19 protein-coding genes and 1 pseudogene are annotated in these 18,143 nt (G+C 67.3%); 7 read left to right on the top strand and 13 right to left on the bottom strand.

Features of this window, described 5'->3' with window-relative positions; all coding sequences use genetic code 11:
* The first annotated feature begins 135 nt into the window (after window positions 1-135).
* From GLP40_RS12200 to GLP40_RS12175, 6 genes are all read left to right on the top strand, one after another.
* Entirely contained in the window at window positions 136-864 is a 729-nt protein-coding gene (locus GLP40_RS12200; RefSeq protein WP_154788227.1) for an amino acid ABC transporter ATP-binding protein, read from the top strand.
* A gap of 52 nt (window positions 865-916) precedes the next feature.
* Window positions 917-1,756, top strand: a complete 840-nt coding sequence (locus GLP40_RS12195; RefSeq protein ID WP_154787985.1) for a glutamate ABC transporter substrate-binding protein — start codon at window positions 917-919, stop codon at window positions 1,754-1,756.
* A 91-nt stretch (window positions 1,757-1,847) separates the two neighbouring features.
* Window positions 1,848-2,528: an amino acid ABC transporter permease gene (locus tag GLP40_RS12190; RefSeq protein WP_328290044.1), complete on the top strand. Its 681-nt coding sequence runs from the start codon at window positions 1,848-1,850 to the stop codon at window positions 2,526-2,528.
* Window positions 2,525-3,457, top strand: a complete 933-nt coding sequence (locus GLP40_RS12185) for an amino acid ABC transporter permease (protein ID WP_154787984.1) — start codon at window positions 2,525-2,527, stop codon at window positions 3,455-3,457. Before GLP40_RS12190 ends, GLP40_RS12185 begins: the two co-directional genes overlap by 4 nt.
* A 109-nt stretch (window positions 3,458-3,566) precedes the next feature.
* Window positions 3,567-3,851, top strand: a complete 285-nt coding sequence (locus GLP40_RS12180) for a hypothetical protein (RefSeq protein ID WP_154787983.1) — start codon at window positions 3,567-3,569, stop codon at window positions 3,849-3,851.
* 380 nt (window positions 3,852-4,231) lie between these two features.
* Window positions 4,232-4,762: a DoxX family protein gene (locus tag GLP40_RS12175; RefSeq protein ID WP_154787982.1), complete on the top strand. Its 531-nt coding sequence runs from the start codon at window positions 4,232-4,234 to the stop codon at window positions 4,760-4,762.
* On the opposite strand, the gene GLP40_RS12170 is transcribed toward GLP40_RS12175, so the two are convergent.
* The 8 genes and pseudogenes from GLP40_RS12170 to GLP40_RS12135 all read right to left on the bottom strand — a co-directional run bounded on the left by GLP40_RS12170 (window position 4,749) and on the right by GLP40_RS12135 (window position 12,103).
* On the bottom strand, window positions 4,749-5,309 hold the full coding sequence (locus GLP40_RS12170; protein WP_154787981.1) for a hypothetical protein: 561 nt from the start codon (window positions 5,307-5,309) through the stop codon (window positions 4,749-4,751). The two genes, GLP40_RS12175 and GLP40_RS12170, sit on opposite strands and share 14 nt — an antisense overlap.
* A 129-nt stretch (window positions 5,310-5,438) precedes the next feature.
* Window positions 5,439-5,861 carry a regulatory protein RecX gene (locus GLP40_RS35070; RefSeq protein ID WP_154788225.1) on the bottom strand — a complete coding sequence of 141 codons (423 nt, stop codon included), beginning with the start codon at window positions 5,859-5,861 and terminating at the stop codon, window positions 5,439-5,441.
* Between the two features lie 171 nt (window positions 5,862-6,032).
* Window positions 6,033-6,461: pseudogene (locus GLP40_RS35065) on the bottom strand (regulatory protein RecX); the annotation flags it as partial.
* Window positions 6,462-7,399: 938 nt separating this feature from the next.
* Window positions 7,400-9,526 (bottom strand): intein-containing recombinase RecA, encoded by a 2,127-nt coding sequence (recA, locus tag GLP40_RS12155; protein WP_154787980.1) that lies wholly within the window; start codon window positions 9,524-9,526, stop codon window positions 7,400-7,402.
* A 184-nt stretch (window positions 9,527-9,710) separates the two neighbouring features.
* Window positions 9,711-9,968: an Lrp/AsnC family transcriptional regulator gene (locus GLP40_RS12150; protein ID WP_328290043.1), complete on the bottom strand. Its 258-nt coding sequence runs from the start codon at window positions 9,966-9,968 to the stop codon at window positions 9,711-9,713.
* 175 nt (window positions 9,969-10,143) lie between these two features.
* On the bottom strand, window positions 10,144-10,596 hold the full coding sequence (locus tag GLP40_RS12145; protein WP_154787979.1) for a nuclear transport factor 2 family protein: 453 nt from the start codon (window positions 10,594-10,596) through the stop codon (window positions 10,144-10,146).
* A gap of 87 nt (window positions 10,597-10,683) precedes the next feature.
* Entirely contained in the window at window positions 10,684-11,586 is a 903-nt protein-coding gene (locus tag GLP40_RS12140; protein WP_154787978.1) for a pyridoxamine 5'-phosphate oxidase family protein, read from the bottom strand.
* Between the two features lie 64 nt (window positions 11,587-11,650).
* Window positions 11,651-12,103 carry a VOC family protein gene (locus GLP40_RS12135; protein ID WP_154787977.1) on the bottom strand — a complete coding sequence of 151 codons (453 nt, stop codon included), beginning with the start codon at window positions 12,101-12,103 and terminating at the stop codon, window positions 11,651-11,653.
* A gap of 153 nt (window positions 12,104-12,256) precedes the next feature.
* Between GLP40_RS12135 and GLP40_RS12130 the strand changes: the two genes are divergently transcribed.
* Window positions 12,257-12,778, top strand: a complete 522-nt coding sequence (locus GLP40_RS12130; protein WP_328290042.1) for a CGNR zinc finger domain-containing protein — start codon at window positions 12,257-12,259, stop codon at window positions 12,776-12,778.
* Between the two features lie 219 nt (window positions 12,779-12,997).
* Here the strand turns inward: GLP40_RS12130 and GLP40_RS12125 are convergent, their stop codons facing one another.
* The 5 genes from GLP40_RS12125 to GLP40_RS12105 all read right to left on the bottom strand — a co-directional run bounded on the left by GLP40_RS12125 (window position 12,998) and on the right by GLP40_RS12105 (window position 18,131).
* A complete protein-coding gene (locus tag GLP40_RS12125) occupies window positions 12,998-13,189 on the bottom strand; it encodes a DUF3046 domain-containing protein (protein WP_328290102.1) in 192 nt (63 codons plus the stop codon).
* A gap of 271 nt (window positions 13,190-13,460) precedes the next feature.
* The gene (locus GLP40_RS12120; RefSeq protein WP_328290041.1) at window positions 13,461-14,624 is read right to left on the bottom strand and encodes a glycosyltransferase; all 1,164 of its coding nucleotides are present in this window, start codon (window positions 14,622-14,624) and stop codon (window positions 13,461-13,463) included.
* 124 nt (window positions 14,625-14,748) lie between these two features.
* A complete protein-coding gene (locus GLP40_RS12115) occupies window positions 14,749-15,462 on the bottom strand; it encodes a PIG-L deacetylase family protein (RefSeq protein ID WP_154787976.1) in 714 nt (237 codons plus the stop codon).
* Between the two features lie 67 nt (window positions 15,463-15,529).
* Entirely contained in the window at window positions 15,530-16,681 is a 1,152-nt protein-coding gene (locus GLP40_RS12110) for an ROK family transcriptional regulator (RefSeq protein WP_154787975.1), read from the bottom strand.
* 25 nt (window positions 16,682-16,706) lie between these two features.
* Complete coding sequence (locus GLP40_RS12105) at window positions 16,707-18,131, bottom strand: sugar ABC transporter permease (protein ID WP_154787974.1); 1,425 nt, start codon at window positions 18,129-18,131, stop codon at window positions 16,707-16,709.
* Window positions 18,132-18,143: the final 12 nt, after the last annotated feature.

The raw sequence follows: 18,143 nt of genomic DNA, 5'->3' as shown, positions 1-18,143 counted from the left end.
AATCGCTGGTTGCGCGGGTATACGAGTCCTGCCACAGTGCGAGCTACCCCGGCAAAGGCAAGCATTTCGGGCGCGAGGTGGTTAGGGTCACTGGTCATGACCGACGTGGCCGATCCCATCAGCATTCCCGCGCCGATGATCTCGATGCGGAACGTGGACAAGCACTTCGGCTCGCTGCACGTATTGCGTGACATCAATCTCGAGGTGCCCAAGGGGCAGGTCGTGATCGTGGTGGGACCCTCGGGCTCCGGCAAGTCGACCCTGTGCCGAACCATCAACCGGCTCGAGACCATCGACTCCGGGGAAATCGCCGTCGACGGCGTGAAACTGCCCGAGGAAGGCAAGGCCCTCGCGAAGCTGCGCGCCGACGTGGGCATGGTGTTCCAGCAGTTCAACCTGTTCGCGCACAAGACCATTCTCGACAACGTCATGCTCGCGCCGGTCAAGGTGCGGCGCGTCGACAAGACCGCGGCCCGCGCCAGGGCGCTGGAGTTGCTCGACCGGGTGGGCATCGCCAATCAGGCCGACAAGTATCCGGCGCAGCTGTCCGGCGGGCAGCAGCAGCGCGTTGCCATCGCGCGCGCACTGGCCATGAGCCCGAAGGTGATGCTGTTCGACGAGCCGACCTCCGCGCTGGACCCGGAGATGGTGTCCGAGGTGCTCGAGGTCATGGTCGGACTGGCCAAGGACGGCATGACCATGCTGGTCGTCACGCACGAGATGGGGTTCGCACGGCGCGCGGGCAATCGGGTGCTGTTCATGGCCGACGGGCAGATCGTCGAGGACACCGAGCCCGAATCCTTCTTCACCGCACCGAAATCGGATCGCGCCAGGGACTTCCTGGGCAAGATCCTCTCCCACTGATTCCACTCCACAAGGGAAGACTCCCGCACTCCACGAGAGAACAGGACGTTCGATGAGGATCAACCACGCAATCCGGATCGCCGCCGGAGTGGCTGCCCTGGCGCTCACCGTCACCGCCTGTGGCGGCAGCAGCAACAAGACTGCCAGCCAGCATGCGGCCGACGGCAAACTCACCATCGGCATCAAGTACGACCAGCCGGGTCTGGGACTGCTGAACAAGGACGGCAGCCACAGCGGTTTCGACGTCGACGTCGCCACGTACGTGGCCGACAAGATGGGTGTGAAGCCGGAGAACATCACATTCAAGGAATCGCCGTCGGCGCAGCGCGAGACGCTGATCCAGAACGGGCAGGTCGACTTCATTGTCGCCACCTACTCGATCACCGATGCGCGCAAGCAGAAGGTCGACTTCGCGGGCCCCTACTTCATTACCGGGCAGTCGCTGCTGGTGCGGTCGGACAACACCGACATCACCGGGCCGGAATCGCTGAACGGCAACAAGAAGCTGTGCTCGGTCAAGGGCTCCACCCCGGCGCAGAACATCAAGGAGAAGTACGTCAGCGCCAAGGAAGTTCAGCTGCAGGAGTACGACACCTACTCGCTGTGTGTGGAGGCGCTGAAGTCCGGCGCGGTCGACGCGGTCAGCACCGACGACATCATCCTGCGCGGTTACGCGGCGCAGTCGCCGGGCGCGCTGAAGGTGGTCGGCAACACCTTCACCACCGAGAAGTACGGCATCGGCGTGAAGAAGGGCGACACCGAGTCGCGCGGCAAGATCAATGACGCCATCGACGCCATGATCACCTCCGGCGCGTGGAAGGCCGCGCTGGAGAAGAACTTCGGCAGCACCGGCTTCCAGATCCCGGAGCCGCCCAAGGTCGACCGGTACTGATGCACGGACGCGGGCCGGGTGATTTCGACCGGCATCGGTTGTCGAAATCATCTGGCCCGCTTCGTTTTCCGATCGGAGGAATGGGGCAGTCGTGTTCGACTTGATCTCCAACTATCACACCAAACTGCTCAATGCGTTCTGGGTGACCATCGAATTGACGCTGTATTCGGCATTCTGGGCGCTGATTCTCGGCACCGTCGTCGCGGCCATGCGGGTGTCACCGATTCCGATCGCCCGCTGGATCGGCACCCTGTACGTCAACATCATTCGCAATACGCCGCTCACGCTGATCATCGTGTTCTGCTCGCTGGGCCTGTACTCGACGCTCGGGCTGCGGCTCGCGCCCGAGGGGCCGGACAGCATCTCGGAGAACAGTTTCCGGTTCGCCATCGTCGGATTGAGCGTCTACACCGCGGCTTTCGTGTGCGAGTCGCTGCGGTCGGGCATCAATACCGTGCCGTTCGGGCAGTCGGAGGCGGGGCGCTCGCTGGGGTTCACCTTCGGGCAGAATCTGCGCTTCGTGGTGCTGCCGCAGGCGTTTCGGGCGGTCATCGCACCGCTGGGCAGCGTGTTCATCGCGCTGACCAAGAATTCGACCATCGCCTCGGCCATCGGCGTCGGTGAGGCCGCGCTGCTCATGTCGGAGATGAACGAGAACGAGGCGGCGGTGCTGAACATCGGCGCCATCTTCGCGCTCGGGTTCATCATTCTGACCCTGCCGACCGGTCTGTTGTTCGGTTGGCTGGCCAAGCGATTCGAGGTGGCGCGATGACCGCGGCATCGGTCCTCTACGACGCGCCGGGTCCCCGCGCGCGGCTGCGCAACCGCGTCTATTCGGTCCTCGTCGTCGTGGCGGTGGTGGCGGCGATGTGGTTCGTGTACCACGGGCTCGCCGATAAGGGGCAGTTCACCTCCGCCAAGTGGAAGCCATTCGCCGAGAGCCAGGTCTGGAATACCTACCTGCTGCCGGGTCTGCGCGGCACGCTGGAGGCGGCGGCGCTGTCGATCGTGCTGGCGCTGGTGCTGGGCATGACATTCGGAATTCTGCGGCTCTCGGACCATCGCGTGGTCCGGTGGGTGGCGGGATTCATCGTCGAGATCTCGCGGGCCATTCCGGTGCTGATCCTGATGATCTTCCTGTACAACCTGTTCGCCAAGCAGAACGTCTTTCCCTCGAACCAGCTGGCGCTCTCGGCCGCGGTGGCGGCATTGACCATCTACAACGGGTCGGTCATCGCCGAGATCGTGCGCTCCGGCATTCGTTCGCTGCCCAAGGGGCAGAACGAGGCGGCGGTCGCGCTGGGCATGCGCAAAACGCAGGTGATGGTGTCGATCCTGCTGCCGCAGGCCGTCACCGCCATGCTGCCGGCGCTCATCTCGCAGATGGTGGTGGCGCTGAAGGACTCCGCGCTGGCCTACCAGATCACCTATCTGGAGATGGTGCGCGCGGGCGCGCAACTCGGTGCGGCGGAACAGAATCCGATCCCGTCGCTGATGGTGGTGGCGATCATCATGATCATCATCAACTACGCGCTGACCGTGATCGCCACACGCGTGGAGAAGTGGCTGCGCACCCGCAAGCGCGGCTCACGGGCCGTTCTCGCGGCGGGCACCGTCGCCGCTCCGCCCGGCATGGACGTCGTCATGGCCGAGCAGACCGCCCTGGGCGCGATCTCGAACGCGGTCCAGCCGCCGAAGTGACCCGCTCGTCCCGGTTCGCGAGCTCCGTCTCCGAACCGGGACCGGCCATTCCGGGAATGCTCGCCCGTCCGGCGGACAAGTGGTCCGCCCAGCTCGCATACTGATTTTCATGAACGAAGACGACAGCGCTCGAAGAGAATTCGTCCTCGGGCTGTTTCTGATCACCATTGCCACGCCGCTGATCGCGGGCCTCGCCGCCTTCGCCGCGATCCTCGGCGCATTCTTCATCTCCGAAGGGCTGGAACGCGTTCTGGCCGCGCGCCGCCGGAAACCCGCCCCTCCCGGTCGGCTCTCCCCACCGCCCTCCGCCACCCAACGCGCCCTGCGGCACACCGGCCACCGCCACGCCCGACGAGCCCTGTCCACCCGGCGACCGGGCGGCGTCCTGCACTGACCCCCCCCCCCCCCCGCATCGACCGATCGCGAGCGGCTACTCCGGCAGGAACAACAACCTCCTTCCCGCCGGTCGGCCACCTGGACGATCGTGCCCTGATCCGTCAGCACCGTCGCCCATCGGTCGAAATCGCGGAACCAATTCGCCCATCCGACGATCTCAGCCGTCATGACGGGTGGCGTTCCTGCACCGCGTACTCATCGGCGACGCACCCCGAAACCAGTTCATTTCGGCGGCCTCCCCGGGAATCAGCCAGAATCACCGACACGGAGAGGCGGCGAACCCGCGGTTGAACCATCTCGGGGGCTGCCGCGTATCTATCCGTGGGACGGAAAACGGATTGTTTCATCAATCCGCTTCATCGATCGAAGTGGGGCGTCATGGCCACCAACGTCACCGGCAAGCACATCAGCGGTCCGCGCGAGAACACCGATTCCGTCGCCGTTGATGTCGGGTTGCTGGTGTTGCGGGTGTTCTTCGGCGGGCTGATGTTCGTGCACGGGAGCCAGAAGCTGTTCGGCTGGTTCAATGGGGCCGGGTGGCGGCAGACCACCGCGGGTTTCGAGAAGCTCGGGTATCACCCCGGCCGGTTGTTCGGCACGCTGGCCGGGCTGTGCGAATTCACAGGCGGCACACTGCTGTTTCTCGGCCTGCTCACGCCGCTCGGGGCGGCTGTCGCCATCGGCACCATGATCAATGCCATGAACGCGACCTGGCATCACGGGCTGATGGGCTATGAGAGCGCCCTGTTGTTCGCCGTCGCCGCGCTGACCATCGCGATCGCAGGGCCGGGCCGATTCTCGCTCGACCACAACCGGCCGTGGGCACGACGTGGTCCGGTCTGGGGCGCGGCCTCCCTCGGACTCGCCATCGTGGCCGCGGTGATCACCTTGGCGTTCAAGTGGAGATAGACCCGAGGTCCGCGCCGAAAGTGGCCGCGAGATCGTAAGCGCGCGCGAAGATGTCCGCCCATTCCGGATTCTCATGCTCACGCTCGTATGCGCGAAACAGCCTGTTCCGTACTGCTTTCCGGCCGACCCAGACGAGAATCACCGTCTCGACGCGGCACGAGGGCAGGGTGTTGTTCACGAACTCGGCGAGATGGCGGTCCGGGGCCTCGCCGGCCTGCTCGTCCCAGATCGCCAAGAACCGGTCGAGTGGTAGGTCCGCAGCGGCCACTGCTCGCAGGAAATCGGCGGGATCGGCGAAGGCGCCTGTTCTGGAAGGGAATTCGGAGAGGACCGCCCGCCACACCTGATCGAGGAATCCGTGGACGGCCGACTGTTCCGCCGCCGGCCAAGACTGCCAATTCTGATGCGGAAGCTTGTTCAGCACGACGCCGGGATCGAGCTCATCGCTCATGACGAGTCGCTCGAATAGCGAGGGCAAGAGCGCCTTCACATCATCACCATCTCCAACGGTGTTCCCGAGCTTGATGCTCAGCCAGAACAGGTCCACATCCTCGACCCGCACCGGCGGCCCGCAATGCGGGCACCGCTCGAGCACCGGACGCCGGGGATACCCGGTGAACACCCGCCCGAGCTCCCGCAAGGCCGCGACGACCCCCTCGTTCATCCCCCGATTCTGTCAGTCACCACCCGGCCCGGCATCCGCCAATTCGGCCTTCACTACTGTGTAGGCGAGGGATTGGCTGAAGCCGCGGCGGGCCAGCACACCGACCAGGCGCCGTATGGCCTTCTCGCGGTCCAGGTCTCGGGGCAGGGTGCGAAGTTTGGCGCGAACCAGTTCGGCCGCGCGGGCCTGCTCGTCATCGAATGAGCTGGGCTCCGACGCGTCCGCGGAATCATCGTCGCCCGAATCGTCGATCGGAACAGGCTCGCGACGCGGCGCGAACCCGGCGCGGCGAGTCGCGGACGGGCCCGGGCTCTCGCCGGTCTGTTCGCGGCGATCGGGCCTCTGCTCGGTCGTGTCGAGTACGGCTGACGCGGCCAGCTCCGCCGTCACCACGGCGTAGGCGGTGCCGGAGTTGTAGCCGCGGCGGGCCAGCATGCCTACCAGGCGGCGGGTGGCCGTGTCGCGGTCGAGGCGCGGGGAGAGGGTGCGGAGCTTGGCGCGGACCAGCTCCGTCGCGGAATCCGCGTCGTCGCAAGGGGACTCGTGGCGGGATGCGGCGGGACGCTGGACAGGCGAGGCTTCCGCGTCACGGGGACGTGGTGCGGGGAGCTCTGCCGTCACCACCGCGTAGGCGGTGACAGGGTTGTATCCGCGGCGGGCCAGCATCGCCACGAGGCGGCGGATGGCTTTGTCGCGGTCGAGGTCCGGGGCGAGGGTTTGCAGTTTGCGGCGGACCAGCTCCGCCGCGCGGATGGTCTCGTCCTCGGCGGTCAACGACTCGAGGGCTGGCTCGGCATGCTCGGGCGCGATTCCCTTGCGCCGCAACTCCTCGGCCAGAACCTTCTTGCCCTTGCCCGAATAGGTGTGCCGCGACCGCACCCATTGCTGAGCGAAGGCCGCGTCATCGACCAACCCCACCTCGGCCAGCCGATCCAGCACCCGCTTCACGACCGCGGCACTGAACCCCTGCTCCGCCAATCGATCCGCCAACTCGGCCCGGCTCCGAGACCGATCGGTCAGCAACCGCAGACACACATCCTTCGCCTGCGCGTCGGTCCCCCCACCCGTCGCAACACCCGGCTCCCCCGAGCCCCCTCCGGAATCCGGCCGCGCCCGACCACGTCTACCCCACCGGGTGCCCTGCCCGAACTCGTCCTCCGCCGGGCCGGCCCCCTCCTGATCAATGTCGCCAGAAGCGCCACGACCATCTCCGCCGCTCGTCGGCTCCGCCCCGCGCCGCGGCCGCCCTCCACGTGCCCGCCGATCCGCTTGCGCGCCATCTCGTTTCGCCACAGGAACCTGACCGACGTCCCCATCTCCCCCATTCGTGAACTCCTCCGCCGCGGGCGCCTCGTCGCGGAAGCCCCGCCTCTCCCGCTCGAAGGAGGCCGACTCGGATGTGCGAGTCCTCCGGTGACGATCCCGCTCCGAGCCCGCCGTCTCCCCCGCCGCCTTCGCCGCCACCGCCGCAGTCGCCTCGGCCAACGCAGCCCGCGCCGCGCGCAACTTGTCATCCCGGTTCGCAATCGGCGAGATCGGCTCTGCGGCCGCAGGTTCCGCGATGGGCGAACTCGAGTCGGGGGATTCCGGCCGCGAAGGGTTGGAGATCCGCCGCCGGGATTCGTCGGAGGGCAGGGGCCGTTGTGACAGGAAGGGTTCGGTTACGGAGGGCGCGTCGTCTGTTGTTCGCCAGGTGGAGCGATGGGCATCCACCGAATTGTCTTCGGGGACAGGAAGATAGGACGCGGGGTGGTCGGCGGGGCCGTAGTTCCAGGTGCCGATGCCGGCGGTGTAGGGGTCGTCGGAGCTGTCGCCGAAGAGGTCGTGGCCGGGCTCGGGGTGCCGGAGCCTGGAAGCGGTGGGGCGCGACGCTCGGTCGGCGGTCGACTCCAGTTGGCGGCGGAGGCGTTCCACTGCTTCCAGGCGGGGCCCCGGCGAGTTCGGCCGGGGCCCTTCTTCCCGAGAGGTCATGGTCAGAAGTCTGCGGGAGCCTCGTCGGCGGTGACGTCGGCGCCGATGCCGAGCTTCTCCTTGATCTTCTTCTCGATCTCGTCGCGGACGTCGGTGTTCTCGATAAGGAACTTGCGGGCGTTCTCCTTGCCCTGGCCGAGCTGGTCGCCCTCGTAGGTGTACCAGGAGCCCGACTTGCGAATGAAGCCCTGGTCGACACCCATGTCGATGATCGAGCCCTCCTTGGAGATGCCGATGCCGTAGAGGATGTCGAACTCGGCCTGCTTGAACGGCGGGCTCACCTTGTTCTTGACGACCTTCACGCGGGTGCGGTTACCGACCGCGTCCGAACCGTCCTTCAACGTCTCGATACGGCGGACGTCCAGACGGACCGAAGCGTAGAACTTCAGCGCTTTACCACCGGTGGTGGTTTCGGGGGAGTTGTGCACCATGACGCCGTCGACGAAGTAGTTGTGATTACCCTCGACCTCGATATCGAAACGGTGCATCGAGCCGGTCCGCGGCTTGACATGCACATCGAGAACTCGTGCGGGGACCAGCTTCTGAACGGGTTCGACAAACTCCGCAACGACGGTGCTCTGGCCACGGAAGCGCGGCAGCAACTTGTATTCCATCGACGGTGCCATATATGGGGCCACGAGTTCCTGGAACTGTGCGGTCGCCTCAGTCGAGAAGACAAGGACCGCTTTACCCGCGGTACCCGCCTCGCGCAGCCGCACATTCAATCGGTAGGTGTCACGCAGGTAGTCGCGCAAACGTGTGCGTGAGCCCTCACTCATGGCTTCGACACAGATTTCGATGCGGCCGCTGCCGCCAGCGGTCCGCTCCTGCAATCCCTTGGAGCGCAAGGTGAACGAACCATCATCCATGTACCAGATGGCCAAGGCCAAGGGGGTGAGAGCCTTCAGGTACTCCTCGGAGAGGAACTTCTTGCCATCGCCCAGGTACACAGCGCGTTGAAGGTCACCCAGTTCGGGCAACGGGGTGAAGTCGGCGAACTTCGCACCCTTGTCGTTCACTCGGACCGAATGCTCGATGTTGCTGAGCAGCGACAACTTCCAATCCAGGTACTCATGCTGCTTCGCGCCATGCCCCATCCGGAAGTGAACTCCGTTGCGGTCGTTGCGGTTCGGCGACAGGTTGCCATCACCCATCAACGAGCCGAGCACGACCTGCAGCTGTTGCTCGCTCAGCCGGAAGGTCTCCGCTGCGAGCACCCGGTCACCGGCGATGATGTCACTTGCTTCGGCCCAACCGCCCGGTGTGCGGATGAGATGGTTCGGGGTAGCGGCGAATTGGGAACGTCCGTTGCCACTGGACTTTTCAACGGTGAACTGCAGGAAGTGATCGGCCGGACCATTGTCGAACCAGTTCACCACACGGCGCGGCACGACCCGGTTCGTGTCGGGGTCGTAGGACAGCACCTCGACATCCATCCTCTGGTTGACGATCTTGCCGATCTTCTCGGTGGTGCCGTCCGCCAACTGCACCCGAGTGCCGTAGTTGAAACAGCCGAACATGACACCGATCTTCTCGCGCAACTGGTTGATGAAGATGGCGGTGGTGCCGGAGTTGTTCAGGGCGCTGGTCATCTTGCGCAGGGCCTGGCTCATCAGGCGGGCCTGGAGGCCGACGTGGCTATCGCCCATTTCGCCCTCGATCTCGGCGCGCGGCACCAGGGCGGCGACGGAGTCGATGACGATGATGTCGATGGCGCCGGAACGCACCAGCATGTCGGCGATTTCGAGGGCCTGCTCACCGGTATCGGGCTGGGAGACCAGCAGTGCGTCGGTGTCGACACCCAGCTTGCGGGCGTAGTCGGGATCCAGCGCGTGCTCGGCGTCGATGAAGGCGGCGACACCGCCGGCGGCCTGCGCGTTGGCGACCGCGTGCAGGGCGACGGTGGTCTTACCCGAAGATTCCGGACCGTAGATCTCGACGACGCGGCCACGCGGCAGACCACCGATGCCCAGGGCGACGTCCAGCGAGATGGATCCGGTGGGGATCACCGCGATCGGCTGACGCTGCTCCTCCCCCAGGCGCATCACCGCGCCCTTGCCGAAGCTCTTCTCGACCTGGGCCAACGCCAGTTCGAGCGCTTTGTCGCGGTCGAAAGCCTGTGGTGCCATCGTCTGGTCCCCTTCTCGACGGGTTGTCTCATGCTGTGGTTGGCGCTCACGTTAGAGGGAGGCACCGACAAGTTCCGACGACGAGCTTAGACGAACAGGTGTTCGATGCAAGTGACGCGCTGGACGACACACGAATGACCTGATAGCAAACGATCGGCAAGCGCCCATTCGTCTCCCCGAGCGCTCAGGGCGCGACCGCGATCTTGCGAGCGTCGATCAGGCTCTGTGACTGCTTGAAGATGCGCAGCGCGGGCGTCACCTCGATGTCATTGATCCCCGGCAGCGCCCCCAGCCGCTCGGTGACATACCGGTAGAGGTGCGCATTGTCCCGGCACACCACCGACGCCGTCAGATTCGCGGGCCCGGTGACCGCGGCCAGATACGCGACCTCCGGATGCTCGCTGATCGCCGTGCCGACCTGTTCCAGATGCGCCGGATGCACCCGCCCGTCGCGGGCCGGCCGCCGCGACGGGGTGGAGCGCCACCCGGTGCGGCGGCATCGATTTCGTTCCTGATCATCGAATCCCGCAGCACCGCATCGATGCTGCCGCTGCCCCTACTGCGTCACACCGGTCTGGTGGCGACATTCACCACGGCAGAGCCCCTTGATCTCGGTATCACTGAAGGGGGAGGGCTTCGGAGTCCTCTTCCGGGGTGCGGGGGCCGAAGATCCGGCGCTCATCCTCGGCAATGGGGACGTCGTTGATGCTGGCCTCGCGGCGGGACATGCGGCCGTCGGGGGCGAATTCCCAGAGTTCGTTGCCATAGCTGCGGTGCCACTGGCCGTTGTCGTCGTGCCATTCGTATTGGAAGCGGACGGCGATGCGGTTGCCCGTGTAGGTCCAGAGATCCTTGCGGAGGGCGTAGCCGTTCTCCTTGGCCCACTTGCGCTTCAGGAAGTCGACGATTTCGGCGTGACCGGTGAGGAACTCGTCGCGGTTGCGCCAGACGGAATCCTCGGTATACGCCTGCGCGACCTTCTCGGGATCGCGTGTGTTCCAGGCATTTTCGGCGGCTCGAACCTTGAGTTCGGCGGATTCGAGGTCGAAGGGCGGCAGTGGAGGACGCATGGGTCGGGACCTTTCGAGTCGAGTGGTCGGCCGGGATCGGCCGGCGTGTGTTCATCGTGGTGCGCGGGGACACCCGCCAGGGAGCGGTCAGGGGTTGGCCGGGGACAGCTCGGGGGCGCTCCACCGCAGCGGAGTGGCTGCCGAGATCTCGACGACCTCGGTGAGGGTGAAGTCGATGGCGCATTGGGCACCGGCGGTGAAAGCGGCATCGTCCCAGGTGATCTCGGCGGTGCCGGTGAGCTGCAGGGTGGCGCCCGTACGCCAATCGGGGATGAGCAGGCCGCAGCGGGGGTCGGCGGCGATATTGCCGAGGGTCATGAACATGGAGTTGCCGCGGTAGTCGGGCCAGCGCAGGCGGGTCGAGGAAAGCACCTGCAGGAAGCCGGGATTGCCGCCGCGATGGGAGGCGTCGGCATTGCCGTCGGCGTCGGCGGAGGCGACGAAGAAGGCGTCGGCGCGTGAGATGAGATGCCGCTGGGCGTCATTCAGCGCGGTGGCGCGGCGGACCGAGGAGGTTTCGCCGGTCGCCACGGCCTCGATGCCGCGCCGGGAGATGTATTTCGGGCAGTTCGAATACACCTGGTCGGTGTCGATGCGCAGACCGGTCGCGGTGGGTGTGATCACGCCATTGACCCGCATACGCCGGCGCAGTTGCGGCCGCAGCGCGATCATGCCGACGTGCCTCGGGCCCCGCAGCGATTCAGCGAGCGGATCACCATCCACCGGGACCGCCTCCACCTCGATGGTGCGCGCACCGGAGGCGTGGACGAAGCCGGGCGGGCCGACCAGCTGACTCGCCCACATCCTCCCGGCGTCATCGGCCGTGGCCACCACGATCATGGGCTGCTCGGCCAGGAATTGCGCCGCGGCGGCCGGAATATCGGCCCGGATCATCCGGCCGACGCGCTGAGCGATATCGGCCTGCCCCATCCGCTGCTGCACGGCCAGCTCACCCGGGTGGTACGCGACCCGGGTCGATATGTCGTTCATGTGAGCTCCCCTCAGGGCCTGTCGCGCCGCGGCCGCGAATTCCGATGGTGGCCGATGTTCCGGCTCAGAAGAAGCCGCAGGTGGGGGCGGCGCCGGACGGGGCCGGGGCGTGGTCGGCGCCGGTGGGGGCGTAGACCTCGAGACGGATGCCGTCGGGGTCGATGAAGAAGATGCCGCCCGAGGCCGCGCCCTCGCGGTGGGCGACCACGCCATCGTGGGCGAAGGCGACATCCAGGGCCTTCAGGGCCGATTCGATCGCGCGCACCTGGTCGATGCTGTCCACCTGGAACGAGAGATGGTGCAGGCCAGGGGTTTTCGGTGAGAACTCGCCATCGCTCTGTTGCCACAGGGTGACCTGGAGCTTGCCGTCGCGGCCGAGGAAGGCGAATCGCTGGGCGCCTTCACCACCGGCGCCGAGCTGTTCGAAGCCGAGGGCGCGGCGGTAGAAGTCCAGCGAACGGTCGAGGTCGGTGACATTGAGGCCGATGTGCCCGGTGGCGAGAACAGGTGTGGTCATGGTGAACCCCTTCGGATTATCTAACCATCTTAGATTGTTTGACAAGTTAGAAGTTAGCGACGGCGAGTAGCTGCCGTCAACCCCTATCGCTGTTTTGTCGGTTAGAAGGGAGTAGCGGATCCGATGAGCGCAATGCGGCGGTTACCCTCAGGCGTGCCAGAACCACGCCCCCACCTGGGTGAACCGCTCGCCCTGGATCTGCTCAATACCCGCTGGATCGCGGCGACGGGCCCACAGGACCTGCTCACTGATCTGACCGGGCTGCGGGAGTGGCTGGCCGACAACGGCCTCGACCTGCCCGCCGACGAGGCGACGCTGCACGCGCTGGTGCGGACGCGCGAGGCGATCCTGCGCGCGGTCAAGGGTGAGACCGCCGAGGATCTCAACGCCGTCCTCGCACACGGCCGCATCCGCCGCAGCCTCACCCCGAACGGCCCGGCCTCGCTCCCGGAAGTCGGCGATCCGGCCTGGCTACCCGGCTGGCTCGCCGCCGACAATCTGCTGCATCTGCTGGCGAGCACCCCGGATCGCATCAAGCAGTGCGCTCACCCGCAGTGCGTCCTGTTCTTCCTGGACACGTCGAAGAACGGCGCCCGACGCTGGCATTCCATGGCCTCCTGCGGCAACCGCGCCAAGGCCACGCGGCATTACGCCAAGAAGAGGCACTCGGAGTAGGCGAATCCGCTGAGGCTCAGAACGATTCGCCGAGCGGGCGGTAGTGGGCCAGTCGCGGAGATCGCCCGCTCGGCAGTACCGCTCGAACTCCGCCACGGCCTACGGACCCATGGGTGCCGTTGACCTGGACAACCCCGCCCGTGAGCCCCTCGCGATCACCCGACCGCACGGGATCGGTGCCGAGCAGCGCGCTCACCCGCGGCGGCGATCACTCCACCGTCACCATCGCGACTTCGGCACGTCGAATTCCGCGCACAGCGCCCGCCACACATCGCGCGGATCCACCCCGGCCTCAATGGCCTGCGCCCCCGTCCGCCCCATGGACGGCAACACGTGATCGGTCAGCAGCGCATCTCCCCGCGCCGTTCCGAACTCGGTATGCAACAGCTCCTGGAACTCCGTCAACCGCACGGCCGCGAGCCTACGCCACGGTCCCACAACCACCCCACGCCCGACCACGCCCAGCCCGGCGGTCAGTTGCGGGCGCACCACGCACGCAGTCCGCGAGAACCCACGCGCCGGCCCGGATCCGACCACCGTCCCGCTCTCGACCTCAGGCCCGCACGATCCGATGACGCGCACGCGCCCAGATCTCGACCGGATCGCAGACCGCCGTGATGCCGGGGCGCGAGGGAGCGGGGCACGACGGACCTGAGACGACCGTCGCGCGCATGACCGGAAGTCAGCTGGTGTGGGGGGATTCGACGACGGCGTGGCAAACCTCGACCGGGTCCGAGACGACCGCTATACCGGTGGCGGCGGAGCGGGCGGCGGCGGTGTAGGAGGGATCGTCGAGGACGCGTTCGACGGCGTCTCGAAGGGATTCGGAGGTGACGGGGCGGACCAGGATCGAACTGCCTTGGCGAGCGGCACGATTGGCGAGTTCCCACTGATCGCCGCCGCCGGGAACGGTGACGATGGGGACGCCGGCGAGCAGGGTTTTGGCGAGCAGGCCGTGGCCGCCGCCGCCGATGACAACCGAGGCGTGGCGGAGGAGTTCGTCCTGGCGGCCCAAACCGGCTGTGGCCCAGGGCGGAAGGTCGGCGGGCGGGGTGTCGAGCATGGAAATGGCGACACGGACGCCCGCGCCTTCGAGGGCCTCGAGGGCGAGGTCGGCCAGGCCCGCGGTGCCGGTCTGGGCGGTGGAGGGGGCGACCATGACCAGCGGTTCGTCGCCGGGCGGCAGCTCGAGAATGTGGTCGGTGGGCTCCCACAGCAGGGGGCCGACCAGGTGCGCGTTGTCCGGCCAGTCGGGGCGCGGCACCTCGAGGGCGGGCAGGGTGGCGACGAGGCGGGCGGTGGGCCCCGGATCCTGCGGTGGCAGGCCGATGCTCGCTCGCGCCTGCTCGCGTTGCAGTTCTCCACGCCGGATGGACCGCGAACTCAGCCCGCGCAGCACCGAATCGCGAGCGCGTCCGCGCATGCCCTCCCCCGCGGCGAGCCCACTCCCGATGGGCGGCAATCCCTTCGACGGCAGGTACAGCGGATGCGGCGACAGCTCGACCCAGGGCAGCTTGAGCCGCTCCGCGGCCATGCCGCCCCCGGCGGTGAGCACGTCCGACACCACCAGTTCCGGCAGCATGGCGCTCAGGTCGGGCAGGATCTCGGTCGAAATATGCGCGGCGCGTTGATGAATCTTCGAGCCAGCGTCATTGTCGTCATCCTCGGCCCGGGGCGCGAGCCCCTTGAGCCGCCGCACCCCGATCCCGATCTCCCGCGCCGCGTCGAACCAGCGCGGGCTGGTGAACAACACCGGCTCATCGCCCGCCGCCAGCAATCGCACGCACAACGCAATCGCTGGGAACGCATGCCCGGGATCAGGCCCGGCCACCACCGCTACTCGCACGGCCCCAGGGTGCCACACCCCACCGACGCCACCGGCACATCACCCGATTCGGCGACCCGCGTCACTCGCGTACGCGGCGGCGGTGAGGAGACCGGCCCCCTACAGACCCGCCAGGACGTCGAGTTCAGCCGGCGAAGTAGTAGAGCTCGAAGGTGAGAGCGTGGGCGGCGGGTATCCCTTCCTTCGGACCGGCTGTCATCTCGAGGACGGCGCGGGCCTGCGCTGCGACGGGTTCGGGACTCAGGGCCTCGAGGTACCGGTGGTGGGCGGTGAGGGATGCGACGGCGGTCTCGAAGGTGTCGGTGACGTCCAGGCCGTGGCTGCCGTCGGCGACGCCGTAGACGGCCGCCCAGCGAGGCGACCAGATGGGGAGATCCGTGAGGTCAGGGTGGATCCATTCGTTGCCGGCGTCGGACACCGCGTCGAGGGCTGCGCGGCCGACGGCACGGTGGTCGGCGGAGTTGGCGTAGCCGCGGGCCCAGGTGCCGCTGAAGTTGAACAGCACCACCATCTCCGGGCGGTGGCGGCGGATGGCGGCGGCCAGATCCCGGCGCAGGGCCAGGGATTCCTCGATCCGGCCGTCCGGATGCCCGAGGAACTCCACCTCGCTGACGCCGACGATCTTGGCGGAGGCCCGCTCCTCGTCCTCCCGCAATGGCCCGCACTCCGCGGGTGGTAGCCCGGCGATCCCGGCCTCACCACTGCTGACCAGTACATAGCGAATGTCCTTGCCCTGTCCGGTCCACCGCGCGACCGCCGCGGCCGCCCCGTATTCGATGTCGTCGGGATGCGCGGCGATGACGATCCCGCGCTGCCAGTCCTCGGGAAGCTGCTCCATATCTCGATTGAACACGAGCCGCGGTCGCCCTGGAGGGGAGCCGCGAACTCCGCACCCTTGCGCCCCGTCAGAGCATGGTGAGGACGCCTTCGAAGGCGGCCTCGGCGGCACCGAGCAGTTTCAGATCGGGCCCCAGACCGGACTTTTCGATGCGTACCCCACCGAAGGCGCGGCTGACCATGCTACGGCGGTGGACCTGGTCGCGGACTCGGGCGATGGCCGGTTCGGGGAGGGCGGCGAAGAGATCGCCGAGCACCACCAGTTCGGGGCCGAGGATGTTGACGACGTTCACCAGGCCGAGGGTCATCCAGCCGAGATAGTCGGCGAGGCGGGTTTCCCAATCGCCGTGCAGTTCACGCAGTTCGGCCACGATGGCGCCGCGGGGGCCGTGCTCGGGCATGCCCAGGGCGCGGCACAGGGCGGCCTCGCCCACCTCGGTTTCCCAGCAGCCCTCGTTGCCGCAGTAGCACTTTCGACCGCCGGGTCGCACGGTCATATGGCCGATCTCACCGAGGTAGCCGGCGGACCCGCGCAGCAGCGCGCGCTGGGCGATGAGACCGCCCCCGACGCCGACATCGGCGGAGACGAAGACCGCGTCGGCGGCCGCGCGCCCGACACCCCTGGCATGCTCTGCGAGCGCACCGAATTCGGCATCGTTGCCGACAGTGACGGGCAGGTCCAACACCGTGCGCAACCGCTGCCCGAGCGCCACCTCACCCCAGCGCAGGTTGGCGGCATTGTGCACCAGCCCATCCGCGCGCCGCACCACGCCGGGCACGCACACCCCTGCCGCCACCGGCCGCAACCCGAGATCCTCGGCGAGCATGGCCGAGGATTCCGCGACGTGCGTGATCAGCTCGTCCGGTTCCCGTTGCCGCCCACGCAGATTCCAACTGTTGCGTCCCATGATCTGCCCACCGAAACCGACCAGCGCGATCCCCACGTGCTCGACCTGCACGTCCACCGCCAGCACCACCGCCGCCTGCGGTTGCGGCAGCACCAGCAGCGACGGCCGCCCGGCCCCGCGCGCCATCCGCGGCACCTTCTCCTCCACCACGCCGTCCTCGGCGAGCCCGTCGACGAGCATCTTGATGGTGGACCGATTGAGCCCGAGCTCGGCCGCCAGCGCCGCCCGGGTGGCGGGGCCTCGGATGTGTAGCAGCCGCAGGAGGCTCGACCGGTTGAACCGGCGCACCTCGTCCGGTCGGGCGACGGTCATGGATTCGGTAATACCATCGCGCGGCTCAATGACCCGCAATCGCCACGCGGCGTCTCGAGAGCGCGTCGACGGTCGCGGCGAGCAGCAGCACCAGCCCGGTCACGATGGACACCACCGCCGCGGGCTGCCGCAGCAGGCCCAGGCCATTGGACACGACGGCCAGCACCGCACCACCGATCACCGCGTCCGCCACCCGACCCCGGCCGCCGAACAGCGAGGTGCCGCCGATCACGGCCGCGCCGACCGCGAACAGCAGGGTATTGAGCCCGCCTGCCTGCGGGTCGACCGAGCCGACCTTCGAGGAGTAGACGATGGCCCCGACCGCCGCACACGCCGAGCAGATCACGAAAACGCTTGCCCGCAGCTGGGTCACGTCGATACCCGCGCGCCGCGCCGCCTCCATATTGCCGCCGATGGCGTAGATGTGACGGCCGTAGGTCGTGCGAGTCAGCACATAGGTTCCCGCGACCAGCAGCACCAGCACGATCGGAACCACATACGGCACACCGGAAATCACGATCAGCTTGCTCGGCGAACGATTCGCGGTGAGCAGCGCCGTCACCGCGACCGCGAACCCGCCGAGCGCCACCACTTTCGCGACCACCAGCGGCGTCGGCGCGGTGACCAGCCCGCGACGCCTGCGTCGCAGATGCCCGCCCAGCGTGACCGCCGTGTACCCACCGGCCGCCACCGCGCACAGCACCCAGCTCCCCGCCGTGGACAGGTTCCCGTTCGCCACCTCGTTGAGCACGTGCGAGGAACTGATCCCGAGGACCCCGCCCTCACCGATGAGCTGCAGAATCACACCCTGCCACGCGAGGAACAACGCCAGCGTCACCACGAACGACGGCATCCCGATCTTGGCGATCAGAAACCCGGTGATGCAGCCGATGGCCGCGCCCACGCACACCGCGAGCAGCATCTCGATCCACGGATTCGCCTGGAATCCGATGACTGTCAGCACTATCCCCAGCACCGAGAATGCCACGCCCGGCCAGATCCGCAGCAGCCCCGCCAGGATCGCGGCCAGCACCAGCATGGCGTTGAAGATGTAGAACACCGTGGAACCCATGCCGTTCAACAGGTTTCCGTTGTCCACGTAGTGCATGGCCAGCACCGCCCCCGCCACGCCGGACGCGGTGCCCGCCGACAGATCGATCTCCCCGATCAGCAGCACGAACACGATCCCGATGGCGATGATGGTCTGCCCTGCCCCCTGTGCCAGCAGGTTCGCGATGTTGTTGAGCGAGAAGAACACATTCGACATCAACGAGAACAGCACCACCAGCGCGATCAGGCCGAGGATCGCGGGCAGTGACCCGATATCGCCGCCACGCAGCCGGGACGCGTAGTCGCGCAGGGCATCTCGGGTCGACAGTGTGGTGGTGTCGATGCCGAAGTCGGTGATGGCGGTGCCCGGTTCGGCCGCCGATTCCGAAACATTGGTCATGGCAGTGGTTTC

The organism is Nocardia aurantiaca (assembly GCF_009708175.1).
Lineage (GTDB): Bacteria > Actinomycetota > Actinomycetes > Mycobacteriales > Mycobacteriaceae > Nocardia > Nocardia aurantiaca.
The sequence above is the reverse complement of the archived record's forward strand: the minus strand, read 5'-3'. Positions and strand labels throughout refer to the sequence as shown.